The 18,527-nt window shown below is 61.7% G+C and carries 15 protein-coding genes and 2 tRNA genes; 9 read left to right on the forward strand and 8 right to left on the reverse strand.

Going from position 1 to position 18,527, the window contains the following annotated elements; translation table 11 throughout:
* Nucleotides 1–139 precede the first annotated feature (139 nt).
* On the reverse strand, nt 140–397 hold the full coding sequence (locus ACF8E5_RS03070; protein ID WP_078478963.1) for a DUF2798 domain-containing protein: 258 nt from the start codon (nt 395–397) through the stop codon (nt 140–142).
* A gap of 115 nt (nt 398–512) precedes the next feature.
* Here ACF8E5_RS03070 and ACF8E5_RS03075 point away from each other — a divergent pair, with 115 nt between their 5' ends.
* Nucleotides 513–1,442 carry a LysR family transcriptional regulator gene (locus ACF8E5_RS03075; RefSeq protein WP_058638018.1) on the forward strand — a complete coding sequence of 310 codons (930 nt, stop codon included), beginning with the start codon at nt 513–515 and terminating at the stop codon, nt 1,440–1,442.
* Nucleotides 1,443–1,482: 40 nt separating this feature from the next.
* Here ACF8E5_RS03075 and ACF8E5_RS03080 read toward each other — a convergent pair whose 3' ends face one another.
* From ACF8E5_RS03080 to ACF8E5_RS03090, 3 genes are all read right to left on the reverse strand, one after another.
* A complete protein-coding gene (locus ACF8E5_RS03080; RefSeq protein WP_196136811.1) occupies nt 1,483–2,727 on the reverse strand; it encodes an OmpP1/FadL family transporter in 1,245 nt (414 codons plus the stop codon).
* Between the two features lie 144 nt (nt 2,728–2,871).
* Nucleotides 2,872–3,354, reverse strand: coding sequence for a hypothetical protein (locus ACF8E5_RS03085; protein ID WP_058604161.1), 483 nt, complete (start codon nt 3,352–3,354; stop codon nt 2,872–2,874).
* Nucleotides 3,355–3,605: 251 nt separating this feature from the next.
* Entirely contained in the window at nt 3,606–3,830 is a 225-nt protein-coding gene (locus ACF8E5_RS03090) for a hypothetical protein (protein WP_027915766.1), read from the reverse strand.
* Between the two features lie 939 nt (nt 3,831–4,769).
* Between ACF8E5_RS03090 and ACF8E5_RS03095 the strand changes: the two genes are divergently transcribed.
* Together ACF8E5_RS03095 and rmuC are read left to right on the forward strand one after the other, a co-directional pair.
* Nucleotides 4,770–5,186 (forward strand): sel1 repeat family protein, encoded by a 417-nt coding sequence (locus ACF8E5_RS03095; protein WP_197844494.1) that lies wholly within the window; start codon nt 4,770–4,772, stop codon nt 5,184–5,186.
* A 202-nt stretch (nt 5,187–5,388) separates the two neighbouring features.
* Entirely contained in the window at nt 5,389–6,759 is a 1,371-nt protein-coding gene (gene rmuC, locus ACF8E5_RS03100; RefSeq protein ID WP_197844514.1) for a DNA recombination protein RmuC, read from the forward strand.
* On the opposite strand, the gene ACF8E5_RS03105 is transcribed toward rmuC, so the two are convergent.
* Complete coding sequence (locus ACF8E5_RS03105; protein ID WP_196186578.1) at nt 6,731–10,204, reverse strand: PAS domain-containing hybrid sensor histidine kinase/response regulator; 3,474 nt, start codon at nt 10,202–10,204, stop codon at nt 6,731–6,733. The genes rmuC and ACF8E5_RS03105 overlap by 29 nt on opposite strands.
* A 233-nt stretch (nt 10,205–10,437) precedes the next feature.
* On the opposite strand from ACF8E5_RS03105, the gene ACF8E5_RS03110 reads away from it, so the two are divergent.
* The 4 genes from ACF8E5_RS03110 to ACF8E5_RS03125 all read left to right on the forward strand — a co-directional run bounded on the left by ACF8E5_RS03110 (nt 10,438) and on the right by ACF8E5_RS03125 (nt 15,503).
* Nucleotides 10,438–11,169, forward strand: a complete 732-nt coding sequence (locus tag ACF8E5_RS03110; protein ID WP_058638024.1) for a GntR family transcriptional regulator — start codon at nt 10,438–10,440, stop codon at nt 11,167–11,169.
* A 123-nt stretch (nt 11,170–11,292) separates the two neighbouring features.
* Nucleotides 11,293–12,561, forward strand: coding sequence for an MFS transporter (locus ACF8E5_RS03115; protein ID WP_027915771.1), 1,269 nt, complete (start codon nt 11,293–11,295; stop codon nt 12,559–12,561).
* Nucleotides 12,562–12,582: 21 nt separating this feature from the next.
* Nucleotides 12,583–13,416, forward strand: a complete 834-nt coding sequence (locus ACF8E5_RS03120; protein WP_058638025.1) for an amidohydrolase — start codon at nt 12,583–12,585, stop codon at nt 13,414–13,416.
* Nucleotides 13,417–13,625: 209 nt separating this feature from the next.
* Entirely contained in the window at nt 13,626–15,503 is a 1,878-nt protein-coding gene (locus tag ACF8E5_RS03125) for an MFS transporter (protein ID WP_392474893.1), read from the forward strand.
* Between the two features lie 24 nt (nt 15,504–15,527).
* Here the strand turns inward: ACF8E5_RS03125 and sugE are convergent, their stop codons facing one another.
* From sugE to rdgC, 3 genes are all read right to left on the reverse strand, one after another.
* Nucleotides 15,528–15,845 (reverse strand): quaternary ammonium compound efflux SMR transporter SugE, encoded by a 318-nt coding sequence (gene sugE / locus ACF8E5_RS03130; RefSeq protein ID WP_058604169.1) that lies wholly within the window; start codon nt 15,843–15,845, stop codon nt 15,528–15,530.
* Nucleotides 15,846–15,978: 133 nt separating this feature from the next.
* Nucleotides 15,979–16,944, reverse strand: coding sequence for a bile acid:sodium symporter family protein (locus ACF8E5_RS03135; RefSeq protein WP_392474894.1), 966 nt, complete (start codon nt 16,942–16,944; stop codon nt 15,979–15,981).
* A 113-nt stretch (nt 16,945–17,057) separates the two neighbouring features.
* Complete coding sequence (gene rdgC / locus ACF8E5_RS03140) at nt 17,058–17,978, reverse strand: recombination-associated protein RdgC (RefSeq protein WP_023533890.1); 921 nt, start codon at nt 17,976–17,978, stop codon at nt 17,058–17,060.
* 215 nt (nt 17,979–18,193) lie between these two features.
* Here rdgC and ACF8E5_RS03145 point away from each other — a divergent pair.
* Nucleotides 18,194–18,269 (forward strand) — tRNA-Val (locus tag ACF8E5_RS03145).
* 13 nt (nt 18,270–18,282) lie between these two features.
* Nucleotides 18,283–18,359, forward strand: a tRNA-Asp gene (locus ACF8E5_RS03150).
* Nucleotides 18,360–18,527 lie beyond the last annotated feature (168 nt).

Genomic DNA, 18,527 nt, shown 5'->3' on the forward strand with positions numbered 1-18,527 from the left:
ATCAAGATCAAGGTCAAGGTCAAGGTCAAGATCAAGAGCAATTGGCGTTAGTAATAGCGGGGGTTTATTGGCTAGAGTGCCCTGGGTAGTAATTGTTGATGATCTATCTATCTATCCACAATGGCAGCTGCATCACTATTCAACCCGCATACACGGTCATCGCAACCAGCCTTCCCACAATCGGTCTTACAATCAACACGCAAACAAAGGCTACCGGCATTGCCAATCGATAGGCTTTCAACACGTTGCTTATATAATCCTGATCAATTCCGGCGTTAGCTGCTGTAATCACGAAACACATCAGCAACGCCATGATGGCCGACATGTAAAAGGCAAACACATACGGCGTGGCATTCACATGCAGTCTGCGGCGACGGCTTTGAGTGGCATCAGTCATGCGACCTCCTGGAGTCCGATTGAGGCGTTACCCTATCAACCCACGGCGCTCCCCCAGTAGACCGCTGCGCCTTAGTCCTTTATAAAGCAAAACTTACGAATCCCAAGGGCATAGCATGGACCTGCTCAACGCCATCCGCAGCTTCATCAAGGTCGTCGAAGCGGGAAGTATTGCTGCGGGCGCCCGCAGCCTGGGCATCAGCCCAGCCGCCGTGAGCCAGAACCTGGCGCGTCTTGAAGGACACCTGCAGGTCCGCCTGCTGACCCGCACAACGCGGCGCATGACCCTGACTCCCGCCGGCACCCAGTACTACAAGCATGTCAGGCTGATAGAGCGTGACCTGGCGCGCGCTGAGCAAGCGGTGATGACGCCTGAAACCGAGCCCCAAGGTCGGCTGTGCATCGCTTCGACCTCCGCGTTCGGTCGTCACGTCCTGGCGCCACTGATACCTGCGTTCAGCGAGCTGTACCCGCGTATCTCGATCGAGCTGGTCATGAGCGACAGAAAGGTTGACCACGCACGTGAAGGTATCGATGTCAGCCTGCGCATCACGCCCCAGCTGGACGAGCACCTGGTCGCCAAGCACATCGCCCGCATTCCTTTCGTCTGCTGTGCAGCGCCAGGGTATCTGGCCAGTGCCGGTGTACCGCAAACGCCAGAGGCCCTGCGCAACCACCGTTGTCTGGTGTTTCGCTACCCGGTCGATGGCCGTCTGTTGCGTTGGGGGTTCATGCGTGATGGGCAGCGCCTGGAGCCCGAATTCGGCGACGTGCTCATCTGCGACGACATCGATGCGCTCACGCAGATGGCGGTGCATGACGGCGGCATCACTCGCCTGGCAGCGTTCATTGCACGTCCGCACCTGGCTTGCGGTGCCCTGGTGCCGCTGTTCGAATACAGCCCTGACGGACAGGCGTACGCGCAGACAGAACCCATGGACGTTTATCTATGCGTGGCCGATCGCTTCGCACTCACGAGCAAGGTAAACGCCTTCATGCATTACCTGCGCGACCGTCTTGGCGAAGATTGGCAAGTGCCAACATGAAAAAACCGCCACGAGGGCGGTTTTCCAGTAGCGGGAACGATCAGAAGCGGTAAGTGAGGGATGCCCCTACACCGTGCGCGCTGTTCTCGTACTTGGCACGGTAGGCGCCCTTGGTGGCGCTGACCTGATTGACCTTGGTGTCTTCTTCCCACAGGTAGGAATACGCCACGTCGATGGTCATGTCCTCGCTCGGGCTCCAGCCGGCGCCCAGGCTGAAGATCTTGCGATCGCCTGTGGGGATGCGCGGCGAGCGGTCCTGGTTGTTGGTCGGCGACTGGTCGACGGTGAAGCCGGTGCGCAGCACCCACTCCTTGTTGACCTTGTACGACGCACCCACGGCGTGGGCCCAGGTGTCATGCCAGTTCTGTTCTTCCGAAATGGTCTTGAAGATAGAGGAGTTCGGTACATCGTTCTGCACAGTGATGTCCTTCAGGCGGCTCCAGCGCGTCCAAGTGCTGCCGGCGTACAGCGTCCACTGGTCGTCGAGTTCGTGAGTGACTGACAGGTCCACCGACTCCGGCGTCTTGATCTTGAGCGAGGCATCGAACTTGTTGGCACCCTGCAGAGTATTGACCTTGGTCTTGCCCTCGAGCTTGTAATCGACCATGGAGTGATAGGTCAGGCCGATGCGCGTGCGGTCGGTGGCTTGCACCATCAGGCCGATGTTGTAGCCGACCGCCGTGTCGTCGCCTTTGATCTTGACTTCACCGTCGTTGCGCCCGGGAGTGGCCGGGTTGATCAGGTTGGAACCCAGTTCGCCCTTGATCCGGTTGAAGGTCGGGCCGAAGCCGATCGACACCTTGTCATTGAAGGCGTAGCTGACGGTAGGCTGGAATGTCACCACTTCCACGTGGCTTTTCTTGCCCCAATAACGCGCCGCGTCGTCACTGCCGTAGTCGGTGACCAGACCGAATGGCACGTAGACACCGAAGCCGACGGTCCAGTGATCGTCGATGGGCTTGACGTAGTAACCCATGGGTACGCCGACCACCGGTACCATGTCACCGTCAGTTTCCCCCCCAAGGTTGCTGCCAGGCCCCGAGATATCGGTTTTGGCGATGACCGCTGCGCCACCGACGGTGACCTGCTGGCGCTTGAGGCGGGACATGCCGGCCGGGTTGCCGTATACGGTGCTGGCATCCTCGGCAGAAGAGGAACGTCCCGCGAAACCTGTCCCCATGCTGCTGACGCTTTGTTCGTTCAACGCGAAGCCGCTGGCGAACAGTTGGCTCGAAGCGAGCGCAACAGCAACGCCAAGGGAGGTTTTGAGCATTACTTTTTTCATTATTAGAACTCCTTGGGATCTCCGAGGCGAAAAGCTACCAACAAATCACGCGCCGCGCTATAGGCGCAATCGCAGGAGATAGAGCGGTTTTGTAGGACAATCCGACTAAAATTCCTTTTCTCAGTTGAGTCTGTAAGAACCGTCTCAAGAAGCCACTGGCAGTTTCTGATCCACGCAGGCTTGCCAGGCTTCTGTGAAGTCTCGCAAGCGACCTTGGGGGTTGAAAATCTGACGCCAGATGCGCGCCTGGCCTATCCGGTCGTCCACTGCAGGCAAGGTCACAACCTGGGCTTCGACAAGTAGCCAGGCAATGGCGGTGGCGTAGCGCAGGTTCACGGTAAGTTCCAGGTCGGGTCCGCCCAGGAAGGCATGCTGGCTGGCCAGGCCGCGTACACGGCTGGCCAAGTCGGGGTCGCGTGCCAGGTAATCGTCCCAGAGCGTCCGATGACGCTGGTCATCTATGCGAAAGAGACCATGCCCACGTCTACCGTGCAGCGCCGACCCCAGTGCCGACTGGCAGGCAGCAATGCCGAGCAACAACATTTCGGCGCTGACGCAGTGGCGGTCAAGGTAGATCAGTGTGGGCCTGATGACATGCTGACGTAATTCTTTGGCCGCAATACCCATGGTGCCCCCGAGCAGTAAGAGACCGACGGGCGCAGGCGCTTGGCAGCTGGATGAACGGTCAGGCCCGCCGGAAGCGGCGTGCACCGCTCGAGTTGAAGTGTAGTGTGATAAGAATGATGTAAAGGGCTGTTTTTTAAATCGATTGCTGCCTGACAACCCGAGCGATATACCCGAAGGCAATTACGCTGGATTTGTACAGGCAAGCGGGGAGGGGGGTGTATCTGACAGGTGAATGCCGCAGCATTCACCGCTCACGCGGTGAGTGACTGGCGGGTACGGGCGATAACGGCCTGCAGCGGTTCGCTGCGGCTGTACTGCTCGTGGTACAGACGTTCGGTGTGGCAGGCGATACCGTGTTCGTCCACCAGCGTGAAGCTGAAGCTGCCCTTGCGTGGTGCAACGAGCAAGCATTTCAGCGGCGAGAACGCTTGGGATAGGGTACCGATTGCAGCCTGGATTTGATGTTGAGTTTGCATATTATTGGAGGTTCCTGCATTAAACACGGGGAGTAGATCCGTGCATCATAGAAACGTTCCAGTGACGTCTTTATTAAGGGACGAGAGAACCTGCTGGAACAAAGCAGCCAGAAGGAGCGCAATCAAAAGTGGGCGCTTGGGCTGACTGGTAGGTACTTCAGAGGACAGGCAGCACACGGGGCCAAGGTTCTGGGCCTTCGTGCGGGATCCTGATCAATTAGTCTCGTGATGGATGTCGCGGCAGCATATCGGCTGCGGGCGAGTCATCGAAAGGGCCGGTCCTGGTTTCAGCAGCGCGCTGTTGGGAAAGCGAATCTGCAAGGACATTGTTGGCCAGAATTGACTTTCAGCTTGGTACTAACGAGGCGCATCCTACCTGAACCTTTCAATGAAGGCAAGCCCTGGAAGCGCTTGGGTAGCCGAGCAGTATGGCCCTTAATTTTGCCGGTGGGAAGGGGGTAGAGCACGCTTAGAGGATGCCTAGAACGCCTGCCTGACACACGAACGGATGCCCGGCCGGGGCTTGTTCACACCGAAAGGATGATTTGTATCAAACGCGTCCTACCTTCCGCTCCGGTCGCCAATGACTTGACTGGCCAGTTAAGTCAATGAAAAAAAACACTATTTTTTGTTGGTGAAAAAATCGTCAGTTTGACAGCAGCCCCCGTAATTCGGGGCTTGGCGGGGGGGAATAGGGTGTTGTCCACCGACTTATCCACAGGAACTGTGGATTGTCGTCGCCGCTTGCTCTAGTGCGGGGTTGGCGCCAAATTGTCTCGGGTCTTGCCAAAAATCAGACCAGTTCGCATGACCATCCATCGTCTTGCAAACGTCAAGAAACAATCACATGAAATTTTTATAAAAAAGTCCTCGGCATTAGGCCGGCACGTCAAAAACCGGTAGAGTGGCGCGCTTTTCGATTTGCCTGACCTGCCGCTCATGAAGTCTCGCAGCAAACAACTCGCCAGCCCCATGCCCTCGTCTGCACAGCGCCCTGGACGGTTCACGCTCAAAGTTGCCCTGTGGCTACTCGACAGTTCGCGTTTGGGCGACAAACCACAGGTCAAGCACCTGGCTGGGCGGTTGCTCAAGCGCCCAGCGCGCGAGGGTGTGGTGGTGGCTCAAAGCCGCCTGGGACAGATGCTTTGCCGCGACTGCGGCAGCGCCCGTGATCGGCGTATCGGCCATGACCTGCTCCGTCAGGCCGCACGCGCAGGCGATTGTCGCGCCCAGGTGGAGTATGCCCGAGCGTGCCGGGCGTCTGCGCCCGAGCAGGCTCGCAGCTGGCTGGAGTTGGCGGCCGGGAAGGGATCCCAGGAGGCCCGCCGTTTGCTGCGTCAGTGGTTCGGGCGCTGATCACTCCTGCATGTGACAACGCCGCGGGCAACCTGCCGGTCAGGCTGTTAAGCTTCAGCGAATTTGCCAGACAGTGACCGGGGTAGCCATGACAGTGGATCTGGCCAGCATTCTGCTGGGCTTGGTGGCGGGCGCGGTACCGTGCCTGGTGTGGGTCATGCAGCTGCAGCGTCGGCATGCGGCACGGCATGGCGAGCGTGCCTTGCTTGAGGAGCGTCTGAACGCAGCGCAGCTGGCCCAGGCCGGTTTGCAGGTGCAACTCGATGCCAGTCGTGATGAAGTCAGTGACCTCAGCGAAGCCAATACCCTCAAGCAGACGCAGCTTGCAGCCCAGGGCCGAGAGCTGGAGCTGCTGCAGATCGAGCGGGACAATGCCCGCGACGCCGCCCATGCCTGGAACCTGGAGCGCGCTACCCGCGAGGCAGAGCAGCGCCGCCTGGAGTCTCAGGCCGCACGCCTGGAAGCCGAGCTGCGAGAGCAGCAGGAAAGCCACCAGCAGCGTCTCGAGGACCTGCAGGAGGCCCGCGATACCCTGCGTGCCCAGTTTGCCGACATGGCCACCAAGATCTTCGATGAGCGCGAACAGCGCTTTGCCCAGACCAGCCAGCAGCACCTTGGCCAACTGCTCGATCCGTTGAAGGAGCGCATCCAGGCGTTCGAAAAACGTGTCGAGGAAAGCTACCAGCAGGAAGCCCGCGAGCGCTTTTCGCTGGGCAAGGAGCTCGAGCGCCTGCAGCAACTGAACCTGCGCCTGTCCGATGAAGCGACCAACCTCACCCAGGCGCTCAAGGGGCAGAAAACCCAGGGTAACTGGGGCGAGCTGATCCTGGAGCGCGTGCTCGAACACGCAGGGCTCGAAAAGGGCAGGGAGTACCAGACGCAGGTCAGCCTCAAGAGCGCTGACGGTGAGCGCTTCCAGCCCGATGTGCTGATCATGTTGCCGGGCAACAAACAGGTGGTGGTCGATGCCAAGGTGAGCCTGACGGCCTACCAGCAGTTCGTGTCAGGCAACGACGAGGCGGCGCTCAAGCAGCACGTCCAGTCTCTGCGCAGTCACGTCAAGGGCCTGTCAAGCAAGGACTACAGCCGTCTCGAAGGCCTGCACAGCCTGGACTTCGTGCTGCTGTTCGTGCCCATCGAGGCCGCGTTCTCGGCGGCGTTGCAGGCTGAGCCCAACCTGTTCCAGGAGGCCTTCGACCGGCAAATCGTCATCGTCAGCCCCACCACCTTGCTGGCCACGCTGCGGGTGATAGACAGTTTGTGGAAGCAGGAACGCCAAGGCCAGAACGCCCGGGAAATCGCTGAACGTGCCGGGTGGCTGTACGACAAGTTCGTGCTGTTTATCCAGGACCTGGATGAACTGGGCAGCCGCCTGCAACAGGTGGACAAGGCCTACGCGGCAGCCCGTAACAAACTGTGCGAAGGGCGCGGCAACCTGGTCAGTCGCAGCGAGCAGCTCAAGCTGCTCGGCGCCCGGGCCAGCAAAAGCCTGGCGCCCGACTTGCTCGAACGCGCCTTCGCCGATGAAGCGCCCGACCAGGCGCTTACTGCACCAGGCTCAGATGACGGTTGAGCAGGGCCCGCAAGGCAGCGGGCTTCACCGGCTTGGGCAGATAGTCCAGGCCTGCGGCATGCACCAGTGCGACGGTTTCCTTGCTGCCGTCGGCGCTGATGACCACCCCAGGCACCGGTTCGCCCAACCGAGTGCGTAGCCAGCCCATCAAGCGCGTGCCGGTGTCGCCTTCATCCAGGTGGTAGTCCACCAAGGCCAGGTGCGGACGCATGCCCTCGGCCAGCAGCGCCTCGCACTCGCTGCGGCTGCGTGCGGTCCACACCTGGCAGCCCCAGCGGCTGAGCAGGCTGTTCATGCCAATCAGGATGCTGTCTTCGTTGTCGACGCACAGCACCTGCAGCCCGGCCAGCGGCTCGCTGCGCTGCTCTACCGCCGAAGTGACGAGGGCTGGTTGTTGAGAGATCGGTACGCTTACGCGGAACACTGTCCCCTTGCCTGGCCAGGAACGTACCTCCAGTGTGTGGCCCAGGACCCGGCACAGTCCGTCAGCGATCGCCAGGCCCAGGCCCAGGCCTTTTTCGGCGCGGGTCTGATGGCTGTCCAGGCGTTTGAACTCCTGGAAGATCACGTGCAGCTTGTCGTCGGCGATGCCGGGCCCCCTGTCCCAGACTTCCAGCCACAGGCGCTCGCCCTGGCGGCGTGCACCCAGCAGGATCGGGCTCTTGCCATAGCGCAGGGCGTTGGTAAGGAAGTTCTGCAGCACACGGCGCAGCAGTTTGATGTCACTGTTGACCCGCAGGCGGCTACCGCGCAGGCGAAACGCCAGGCCTTTCTCGGCAGCCAATACCTTGAATTCCGCCCCAAGGGTGTCGAACAGCTCGTTCAGGGCAAACGGCTTGGCGTCGGGGGTGATCTTGCCGTTTTCCAGGCGCGAGATGTCCAGCAGGTCGCTGATCAGCTCCTCGGCCGAACGCAGTGAACTGTCCATGTGCTGGACCAGTTGCCGGGCTTCTTCGGTCATGCCTTCGGCTTGCTGCGACAAGGCCGCAGAAAACAGCCTGGCGGCGTTGAGCGGCTGCATCAGGTCGTGGCTGACCGCAGCCAGGAAGCGGGTCTTGGACTGGCTGACCGCTTCGGCATGGCTCTTGGCTTCGGTCAGCGCCTGGTTCAGTTGCGACAGCTCGTAGGTGCGCTCTGCCACGCGTTGCTCAAGGCTCTCGTTGGCGTGGCGCAGCGCTTGCTCGGCTTCGCGAAACGGCGTGATGTCGGTAAAGCTCATGACGAAACCGCCACCTGGCATCGGGTTGCCGATCAACTCGATCACGCGCCCATTGGGGAACAGCCGCTCGGACGAGTGAGCCCGGCCCTGGCGCATCCAGTGCAGACGCCGGGCCACGTGCACCTGGGCTTCCCCTGGGCCGCACAGGCCGCGCTCAGCGTTATAGCGAATGATGTCGGCAATGGGCCGTCCCACGCTGATCAGCCCGTCCGGGTAATTGAACAGCTCAAGGTAACGCCGGTTCCAGGCCACCAGGTGCAGGTTCTGGTCGACCACACTGATGCCCTGGTTGATGTTCTCGATGGCGCCCTGCAGCAATGCCCGGTTGAACTGCAGCACCTCGCTCGCTTCATCGGCAATGCGCACCACGTCTTCGAGCTGCATGTCGCGGCCCTCGATGGCTGCCTTGACCACTGCACGGGTAGACGAACTGCCCAGGACACCGGCCAACAACCGCTCGGTGTGTTCGATCCAGTCACCGTCGGCGTTCTGGTTGGGGTTGAAGCCCTTGCCCTGGCGATAGGCGAACCGAATGAAGCTCTGCCGCGCGCGCTCCTCACCCACGAAACGCGACGCCAGGGTCAGCAGGTCGTCGATCTGCACCGCCAGCAGCGGCTTGCTGCTGGGGCGGGCGCTGGTCTGCTGGCCAATGAAGCGGCCCGCTTGCCAATGCTCGGACACGCGGGTACGCGACAGCAGCGAGACCCAGGCAAACAGGGTGAAGTTGCCGGCAAGCGACAGCACCACGCCTTGGGTCAGCGGGCTGATCGGCAGATTCAACGGGTTGCCATGCAACCACGCCAACCCTGGAAACACCTGCAGCGACCAGCCCAGGCTGTGGGCGGCGATGGGCAGCACCAGGGTGTAGAACCACAGGAAGATACCCGCCGCCAGGCCTGCAAACACGCCCCGGCGGTTGGCCTGCTTCCAGTACAGCGCCCCGAGCATGGCGGGCGTCAATTGGGTCACGGCGGCAAACGCGATCTGGCCGATGGTCGCCAGGCTGGCCGTGGAGCCCAGCAGGCGGTAACTGACGTACGCCAGCAGCAGGATGACCACGATGGTGACCCGCCGAACCGAAAGCATCCAGTGCCGGAACACCTCGAATGGTCGCTCGGCGTTGTTGCGACGCAGCAACCAGGGCAGCAGCATGTCGTTGGACACCATGGTCGACAGCGCTACCGCTTCGACGATGACCATGCCGGTAGCAGCTGACGCGCCACCGATGAATGCCAGCAGCGCCAGGCTGGGGTGTGCCTCGGCCAGGGGCAGGCTGATCACGAATGAGTCCGATATTACCGTACCCGGCAGCAGCATCTGCCCCGCCAGGGCGATGGGCACCACGAACAGGGCGGCCAGGGCCAGGTAAATCGGGAACACCCAGCGTGCCAGGCGCATGTCCTGCGGCTCGATGTTTTCCACAACGGTCACATGAAACTGCCGTGGCAGGCAGATGATGGCCATCATGGCAACGGCCGTCTGGACCACCATCGACGGCCAGTTGATGGTCTCCGTCCAGTAATCGTGCAGTTCGATGGACTGGCGCGCCTGGGTGAACAGGTCATCGAACCCATCGTAGAGGTTGAAGACGACGAAGATCCCCACGGCCAGAAACGCCAGCAGCTTGATCATCGACTCGAACGCGATCGCCAGCACCATGCCCCGGTGGTGCTCGGTGACGTCCAGGCTGCGCGTGCCGAATACGATGGCGAACAGCGCCAGCACCAGCGACACCACTAGCGCTGTGTCCTGTACGCGTGTGCCGGTGGCGTCTGCACTGGCGCCGATCAACAGGTTGACGCCCAGTACGATGCCCTTGAGCTGCAAGGCGATGTAGGGCAGCACCCCCACCAGGCAGATCAGGGCCACCACCACGGCCAGCGTCTGGGACTTGCCGTAGCGGGCGGCGATGAAGTCGGCGATGGAAGTGATGTTCTGCTGTTTGCTGATCAGCACCATCTTCTGCACCACCCAGGGTGCGAAGACCAGGAGCAATACCGGCCCCAGGTAGATCGGCAGGAATGCCCACAGCTGCTCGGCCGCTTGTCCGACCGCGCCGAAGAACGTCCAGCTGGTGCAATACACCGCCAGCGACAGGCTGTACACCCAGGCACGCAATTTGGGCGGCAATGGGGTGCTGCGCCGGTCGCCATAGAAGGCGATGGCGAACATGACGGCCATATAGGCCAGGGCGACCGCGGCGATCAGCCCGCTGGACAACGACATGGTGACTCCGACGCTTAATGGATAACGAGGCCCGGTCAACCAGTCTGGCACGACAGGTGGCGCGCCGTCAGCGCAGACGATGGTCGCAGTGGCAGGTGGTCGCAGCATGACGCCCCCAATTGCAGGCTCGGGCGAAGCCAGTTGACCGATGGAGGATTGACAGATGATGCCGCGAAGCAAATACTCCCGAAAAATTCATATAGATGTATATATAACAAGACGAGAACACGCCCATGCTTCCACTCGCCAGCGACACACGACTGCCACGCTACCAACAGCTACGCGACCATCTGTTAGCCCAGATTGCCAACAATCGCTGGCACCCCGGTGAAGCGATTCCCACCGAGGCTGCGCTGGCGACCGAATTCGACCTGTCGGTAGGCACCGTGCGCAAGGCCATCGATGCGCTGGTGGCCGAAGGCGTGCTTGAGCGTCAGCAGGGGCGAGGCACCTTCATCCGCCGTCCACAGTTCCAATCCTCGCTGTTTCGCTTCTTCCGCTTTGAGGCGGTCAACGGCGAGCGTGTCGTGCCGATGAGTCGCATCCTGGGAATGAACGTCGTGGCGGCCCCGTCTGCCGTGGCCCAGGCCTTGGGGCTGGCCCCCGCAGCCGATGTGATCCACTTGCAGCGCCTTCGTCTGCTCGACGCCCAGCCCGTGCTGGCCGAGGACATCTGGCTGCCCCGCCAGCCGTTTAAGTTGCTGCTGGAGACCGATCTGGATAGCAAGGGCCCGTTGCTTTACCCGATCTACGAACAGGTGTGTGGGCAAGTGGTCGCTGCTGCCGAAGAGACCCTGACTGCCGAGGCCGTGGATCAAGTGCATGGGCGCCTTCTGCAGGTACCGGCTGGCAGCCCGATCGTGGTGATCGAGCGGCTGGCCCGTGACTACGCCGGTAAGCCCCTGGAGTGGCGCCGGTCGCGAGGGCACGCGCAGCACTTCCGTTACCGCATCGATATTCGCTGACCGCGCCGTTTCAACTTTTTTACCTGCCTGCGCCCCGTCACCCGGGCGCAGTGGCTTCGCCTGCTCGGTTGCCTGCGCTGCATGCAACCGAGCGTACCCCTCACCATTAAAAGGATAAAAATCATGTTCAGCTGGTACCGCCAAATAACATCGCGCGAACGCAAGACCTTCTGGGCCTGTTTTGGGGGCTGGTCGCTCGATGCGCTGGAAGTGCAGATGTTCGGCCTGGCCATTCCCGCGCTGATCGCGGCTTTCTCGCTGTCCAAAGGCGATGCGGGCCTGATCAGCGGCCTGACCCTGGTGACCTCCGCGATCGGCGGTTGGCTTGGCGGAACCCTGTCGGATCGGTACGGCCGTGTGCGCACGTTGCAATGGATGATCCTGTGGTTCTCCTGCTTCACGTTCCTCTCGGCTTTCGTGACAGGGTTCTATCCACTGCTGTTCGTCAAGGCCATGCAAGGCTTTGGCATTGGTGGGGAGTGGGCGGCCGGGGCCGTGCTGATGGCCGAGACCATCAACCCCAAGTACCGCGGCAAGGTCATGGGCACGGTGCAAAGCGCCTGGGCGGTAGGCTGGGGCCTGGCGGTGGCGTTGTTCACCTTGATCTATTCGCTGGTGCCGCAGGAATTCGCCTGGCGTGTGATGTTCTTCGTTGGCCTGTTGCCGTCGTTGCTGATCATCTGGGTGCGTCGCAACGTGCCAGAACCGGACAGCTTTCAACGCCTACAGAAACAGAACGCCATTCCCCAGGGCTTCTTCGCCTCGATGGCCGGGATCTTTCGCCCTGAACTGCTGCGTGTCACGCTGCTGGGCGGCTTGCTGGGCCTCGGGGCGCATGGTGGCTACCACGCGGTGATGACCTGGCTGCCGACCTTCCTCAAGACCGAACGCAACCTGTCGGTGCTCAATTCCGGTGGCTACCTGGCGGTGATCATCTTCGCGTTCTGGTGTGGCTGTGTCGTCAGCGGGCTGCTGATCGATCGCATCGGCAGGCGTCGCAACATCCTGCTGTTTGCGCTGTGCTGCGTGCTGACGGTTCAGGCCTATGTCTTCTTCCCGTTGAGCAACACCCAGATGCTGTTCCTGGGTTTCCCGTTGGGCTTCTTCGCAGCCGGTATTCCGGCAAGCCTCGGCGCCTTCTTCAACGAGCTGTACCCTGCCGACGTGCGCGGAGCAGGGGTGGGCTTCTGCTACAACTTCGGCCGTGTGCTCTCGGCTGTCTTCCCATTCCTGGTCGGACACATGAGCGAATCCATGTCGCTGGGTACCGCCATCGGCATCGATGCCGGCATCGCCTACGGCGTGGCGGTGATCGCCGCGCTGTGCCTGCCAGAAACACGCGGCCGCAACCTCGAACCTGCCCCGCAAGCACCCGGTGTGGCCGCCCAGTAACCTGACCTATAGATCAAAGACATGCCTCACGACCCTACTTGCTCCGTTATTGCCATCGACAGCCATGCCCACGTGTTCAGCCAAGGGCTGACACTGGCGCGCGAGCGCCGTTATGCCCCCGCGTACGATGCGCCGTTGGCTGACTATCTCAGCCAGTTGCAGGCGCACGGTTTCAGTCATGGCGTTCTGGTACAGCCCAGTTTCCTGGGTGCCGACAATGGCTATCTGCTGGGCGCTCTGCAGGCCGCTCAGGGGCGCCTGCGGGGGGTGGTGATGCTTGAGCCGGACGCTGCCCGCCAAACCCTCATCCGGATGGACCAGCTAGGGGTCAGAGGCGTGCGCCTGAACCTCATGGGGCAACCGCTACCGGACCTTGCGGCCCCGCAGTGGCGCCATCGCTTCGAATGCATGGCCGAGCTGGGCTGGCACGTCGAGCTGCATCGACACCTGGCGGACATTCCCACCCTGGTGCGGGCGCTGCAACCGTATGGGCTGGATATCGTCATCGACCACCTGGGAAGGCCCGATGCGCGCAACGGGCTGGGGCAAGCGGGTTTCGCCGAGCTGCTGACCCTGGGCGGGCAGGGTAATGTCTGGGTGAAGGTTTCCGGTATCTACCGTCTGGAAGGCTCGCCCGAGCAGAACGTGCTGTTCGCCCGCCAGGCGCTGGGCGCGCTGGAAGCGCATTATGGGGCCGAGCGCCTGATGTGGGGCAGCGACTGGCCGCATACGCAGCATGAAAGAGCGATGAGTTTTGGCCAGGCCCTTGAGCAATTCGAGGCACTGGGGTGCTCGGCTCAGTTGCGTCAGGCACTGCTTGTCGATACGGCCAGAACGCTGTTTGGCTTCGCTTGAGCCAAGCAAGGCATCATCGACCAGCGCCCTTGGCAAACAGCCCGGCGACGGGGTGTTGAGGCGCTGACGCTCCAAGGGCGCCTTGCCTGCTCGTCACAGTCCTTGCTTGCCTGCGTGTACCGAGGCAGGCTACCGCTGTCGGCGCGGGCCTAACCCTGGTCATCCGCTGACTGCCATCACGGCTGAACCTCAACCCAGGACCAAGGACGATGAGTCATTCCTCGCAATTCACCTTGCTCGGCAAACGGCGCTTCCTGCCTTTTTTCATTACCCAGTCGCTCGGTGCGTTCAACGACAACATGTTCAAGCAGTCGCTGATCCTGGCCATCCTGTTCAAGCTGAGCCTTGGGGACGGTGACCGGTCCATCTGGGTCAATCTGTGTGCCTTGCTGTTCATCCTGCCGTTCTTTCTTTTCTCGGCGCTGGGTGGGCAGTTCGGGGAGAAGTTTCCCAAGGACGCGCTCATTCGGGTGATCAAGCTGGCGGAAATCGGCATCATGTCGGTCGGCGCGCTGGGGTTTGCGACCAATCACCTGGCCCTCATGCTGGTGGCCTTGTTCGGCATGGGTACCCATTCGGCGCTGTTCGGGCCGGTGAAGTACTCGATCCTGCCCCAGGCGCTGCGCGAGCAAGAGCTGGTCGGCGGCAATGGGCTGGTAGAGACGGGCACCTTCCTGGCCATCCTCGCCGGCACCATCGGCGCCGGGGTAATGATGTCAGCCGAAAACTACGCCACGGTGGTAGCCGGGGGCGTAGTGGGCACTGCTGTACTGGGCTACCTGGCCAGCCGCTGGATTCCCCGCGCCGCTGCTGCCTCACCGCACATGAAGCTGGACTGGAACATCTTTAGGCAGTCGTGGACCATCCTGCGCATGGGCCTTGCCCAGCCGCCTGCGGTATCGCGCTCGATCGTCGGCAACTCCTGGTTCTGGTTCGTCGGTGCTATTTACCTGACCCAGATCCCGGCCTACGCCAAAGACTGGCTGCACGGCGATGGCACCGTGGTCACCTTGGTGCTGACGCTGTTCTCGGTGGGCATCGCCCTGGGTTCCTTGTTGTGTGAGCGCCTGAGCGGGCGCAAGGTGGAAATCGGCCTGGTGCCGTTCGGCTCCTTCGGCCTGACCGTGTTCGGCCTGCTGTGGTGGTGGCATTCCGGGGATGTGCCGAGCGCCGCCAGCGCCCATGACTGGCTCGACCTGCTGGGCCTGCACCAAGCGTGGTGGATTCTGCTGTCCATCGTCGGGCTCGGGGTGTTCGGCGGGTTCTATATCGTGCCGCTGTACGCGTTGATTCAGTCACGCACGGCCGTGGACGAGCGCGCGCGGGTGATCGCTGCCAATAACATCCTCAATGCATTGTTCATGGTGGTGTCGGCCCTGTTGACCATGGTTTTGCTGGGCGTGGCTGGGCTGGACATTCCCCAGCTGTTTTTGGTCGTCTCGCTGCTGAACATCGCCGTCAACGCCTACATATTCAGCATCGTGCCCGAATTCACCATGCGGTTTCTCATCTGGCTGCTCAGTCACTCCATGTACCGCGTCAAGCACCAGGGGTTGCAGCACATTCCCGATGAAGGCGCGGCATTGCTGGTGTGCAACCACGTGTCGTTCGTCGATGCCCTGTTGCTCGCTGGCGCCATACGCCGTCCTATTCGTTTCGTCATGTACTACAAGATCTACAACCTGCCCGTGTTGAACTTCGTGTTTCGCACCGCGGGCGCCATACCCATTGCCGGGCGTAGCGAGGACCTGGCGACATACGAGCGCGCCTTCACCCGCATTGCCCGTTACCTGGCTGACGGCGAGCTTGTGTGCATCTTTCCCGAGGGCAAATTGACAGGGGACGGTGAGATCGACGTGTTCAAGGGCGGCCTGAGCCATATTCTTGAACAGACGCCCGTGCCAGTGATTCCCCTGGCACTGCAAGGGCTATGGGGCAGTTTCTTCAGTCGCGACCCGGCCAAAGGGTTTTTCAGAAGAATGTGGTCCCGGGTGACTGTCGTGGCAGGCAGCGCCATCCCTGCACAGGAGGCGCTACCGGAGCGGCTGCGCGAGCAGGTCATTGGCCTGCGCGCAGGCAACCGCTGAGCGCGCCTGGCCAGCTGACCGGTATCAGCTGGCGCTGACCTTGAGACCAACCAGGCCGCACACGATCAGCGCCACGCTGACCAGTCGAACCAGCGCCATGGACTCACCGAACAGGATGATGCCGGCGATCACGGTGCCCACGGCGCCGACGCCGGTCCAGATGGCATAGGCCGTGCCCAGCGGCAGCTCTTTCATCGCCAGGCCCAACAGACCGAGGCTGACGGCCATGGCGGCAACCGTGAGCGCGGTGGGCAGTGGCTTGCTGAAGCCGTCAGTATATTTGAGGCCAACGGCCCAGCCGACCTCGAACAGGCCGGCGAAGAACAGGATGATCCAGGACATGATGCGTCTCCATCGTTGCAAGTGATGGGGCCGTCCCCTGGGTGATCACGCTGGGCGTCGTGAGGTCGTCCTCACCGTAGGCCCATGGTGCACATCTAGGGTCTTGCGGGCAAGCCTGCTAGCCAATCGCCTGTCAGTGTCTGACGCGTTTTGCGTTCTCGCCGTCGGAAGGGGTGTCCTCCAGACGTCGGAACCAGGTGGAAAGCAGCGCCCCGGAAATATTGTGCCAAACGCTGAACAATGCGCTGGGCACGGCGGCCAGGGGCGAAAAATGCGCAGCGGCAAGGGCTGCCCCCAACCCGGAGTTTTGCATGCCCACCTCCAGCGCCAGCGACTTGCGCTGGGCCAAGGGCAGTTTGCACAGCTTGCCGGTGATGTACCCCAGCAAATAACCGAAGCTGTTGTGCAAGATGACAACTGCCATGATCAGGAGCCCCGACTCGGCGATCTTCGCCTGGCTGGCGGCCACCACGGCGCACACGATCAGCACGATGCTCACCACCGACACCAGTGGCAGGATCTGAACCGCAGCCTGCACACGCTCACCCAGCAGGCGCTGGGCCAGCACGCCGAGCACGATCGGGAGCATGACCAGTTGCAGGATCGACCAGAACATGTCCATGAAGGACACCGGAAGCCAGGCCGAGGCCAGGAACCAGATCAGCGCAGGCGTCAGCAGTGGCGCCAGCAGCGTGGTGACGCCAGCGATGGCCACGGCCAGCGCCAGGTCGCCGCGCGACAGCCACACCATCACGTTCGAAGCCGTGCCGCTCGGGCAGCAGCCGACCAGGATCACGCCCACGGCAATTTGCGGCGGTAGCTGGAACAGCTGGCACAGCAGCCAGGCCATGCCCGGCATGATCACGAAATGCGCGACCACCCCCAGCATGACCCGCCAGGGTTGGCGGGCGAGGGCAGCGAAGTCGTCGAGCTTGAGGGTAAGGCCCATCCCGAACATCACCAGCCCCAGCAAGGGCACGATGGCCACCTTCAACCCAATGAACCATTGCGGTTGCAGGAAGGCCAGCACGGCGAACACCAATACCCACAATGCAAAGGTGTTGCCGACGAATCGACTCAAGGTGGCGAGGGCGCGCATGGGGTGATCTCCAGTTCGACTGCATGCCCGGGCATTTGCGCTGCAGGCAGGGGATGAGGTGCGGCAACGGTGCCGCCCTCACGCATCATGGGTACTGCCAACCCTCAGCGGGCTCACACCCCTTGCGGGATCTCTTCGCCGCCCAGGGCTTCGAAGAGCACGGGCAGGAACTCTGCAAATGTCATCATCATCAGCTGGAAGCTGGCGTCGAACTGCTGCGCGGCCTCGTCACCGCCATCCTGCTCGGCCTGCTCCTGCAGCAGTTCCTCGAATTTCAGGCGCTTGATGACCATCTTGTCGTCCAGTACGAACGACAGCTTGTCCTGCCAGGCCAGGGCGAGCTGGGTCACCACCTTGCCGGTGCTCAGGTGCAGCTGGATTTCCTCGCCGGTCAGGTCCTGGCGCTTGCAGCGCACGATGCCGCCATCTTCGGCCGTGTCGCGCAGCTCGCATTCGTCCAGCACATAGAAGCCTTCGGCGGCCTTCTGGGACTTGACCCAGTCGGTCATGGTGGCCACCGGGGCGATCTTGACGGTGGCCGGCCGCACGGGCAGCGAGCCCATCACTTCACGCAGGGTGGACAGCAGGTCTTCGGCGCGCTTGGCGCTGGCCGAGTTGACCAGAATCACCCCAAGGCGCGGGGCAATGGCCGCAAAGATCATGGAGCGGCGAATGAAGGCGCGGGGCAGGAAGGCCTGAATGATCTCGTCCTTGATCTGGTCACGCTCCTTCTTGTAGACCTTGCGCATCTGTTCGGTCTCGATCTCCTCGACCTTTTCCTTGACCGCGTCATTGACCACGCTGCTGGGCAGAATACGTTCTTCCTTGCGGGCGGCGATCAGCAGGTAATCACCGCTGACATGGACCAGCGGCGCATCTTCGCCCTTGCCGAACGGGGCGACGAAACCGTAGGTGGTCAGCTCCTGGCTGGCGCACGGACGGGCTGGCTTGCTGGCCAGGGCAGCCTCCAGGGCTTCAGGCTCGAAGGGGACGTCCTGGGTCAGGCGGTAGGTCAGCAGGTTCTTGAACCACATCGGGGGAGTCTCTCATTAATGCATAAGGCGGGCATTATTCTCCTACCAGCCCCGGAAGGCCAACCCTGTCAGAGGGCCAGCAGTGCACAAACCGAACGAAATCGGGCCGCTGCGCTAGGTTGTTGAAAGATCTGTACTTTTTTCGAGATAAAGTGAAAGAAAGTGCTTGCCAGGGGGCAGGACCGTCCGTAGAATGCGCCCCACACCGAGACGAAGGGTGATTAGCTCAGCCGGGAGAGCATCTGCCTTACAAGCAGAGGGTCGGCGGTTCGATCCCGTCATCACCCACCACTCGATGTATAGCGCAGCGGTAGTTCAGTCGGTTAGAATACCGGCCTGTCACGCCGGGGGTCGCGGGTTCGAGTCCCGTCCGCTGCGCCATATTCAGCTTCAAGGGCCCGCTGAACACCCTTGAAGCAACGAGAAAGCGACCTTAGGGTCGCTTTTTTTATGCCTTGAATTCGGCGCGAGCTGCAGGGCATAAAAAAAGCGATAAGTGCTTGCCAGCATTGAAAGTTGTCCGTAGAATGCGCGCCACACCGAGAGACA

Origin of the sequence: Pseudomonas sp. WSY_20 (assembly GCF_043104335.1) — a bacterium.
In the GTDB taxonomy this organism is placed as follows: Bacteria; Pseudomonadota; Gammaproteobacteria; order Pseudomonadales; family Pseudomonadaceae; genus Aquipseudomonas; species Aquipseudomonas parafulva_B.

Excerpts from the sequence above, each read along its gene's own strand:
- ACF8E5_RS03070 (WP_078478963.1), bottom strand. The coding sequence starts at position 397 with ATGACTGATGCCACTCAAAGCCGTCGCCGCAGACTGCATGTGAATGCC.
- ACF8E5_RS03075 (WP_058638018.1), top strand. The coding sequence starts at position 513 with ATGGACCTGCTCAACGCCATCCGCAGCTTCATCAAGGTCGTCGAAGCG.
- ACF8E5_RS03080 (WP_196136811.1), bottom strand. The coding sequence starts at position 2,727 with ATGAAAAAAGTAATGCTCAAAACCTCCCTTGGCGTTGCTGTTGCGCTC.
- ACF8E5_RS03085 (WP_058604161.1), bottom strand. The coding sequence starts at position 3,354 with ATGGGTATTGCGGCCAAAGAATTACGTCAGCATGTCATCAGGCCCACA.
- ACF8E5_RS03090 (WP_027915766.1), bottom strand. The coding sequence starts at position 3,830 with ATGCAAACTCAACATCAAATCCAGGCTGCAATCGGTACCCTATCCCAA.
- ACF8E5_RS03095 (WP_197844494.1), top strand. The coding sequence starts at position 4,770 with ATGAAGTCTCGCAGCAAACAACTCGCCAGCCCCATGCCCTCGTCTGCA.
- ACF8E5_RS03105 (WP_196186578.1), bottom strand. The coding sequence starts at position 10,204 with ATGTCGTTGTCCAGCGGGCTGATCGCCGCGGTCGCCCTGGCCTATATG.
- ACF8E5_RS03110 (WP_058638024.1), top strand. The coding sequence starts at position 10,438 with ATGCTTCCACTCGCCAGCGACACACGACTGCCACGCTACCAACAGCTA.
- ACF8E5_RS03115 (WP_027915771.1), top strand. The coding sequence starts at position 11,293 with ATGTTCAGCTGGTACCGCCAAATAACATCGCGCGAACGCAAGACCTTC.
- ACF8E5_RS03120 (WP_058638025.1), top strand. The coding sequence starts at position 12,583 with ATGCCTCACGACCCTACTTGCTCCGTTATTGCCATCGACAGCCATGCC.
- ACF8E5_RS03125 (WP_392474893.1), top strand. The coding sequence starts at position 13,626 with ATGAGTCATTCCTCGCAATTCACCTTGCTCGGCAAACGGCGCTTCCTG.
- sugE (WP_058604169.1), bottom strand. The coding sequence starts at position 15,845 with ATGTCCTGGATCATCCTGTTCTTCGCCGGCCTGTTCGAGGTCGGCTGG.
- ACF8E5_RS03135 (WP_392474894.1), bottom strand. The coding sequence starts at position 16,944 with ATGCGCGCCCTCGCCACCTTGAGTCGATTCGTCGGCAACACCTTTGCA.
- rdgC (WP_023533890.1), bottom strand. The coding sequence starts at position 17,978 with ATGTGGTTCAAGAACCTGCTGACCTACCGCCTGACCCAGGACGTCCCC.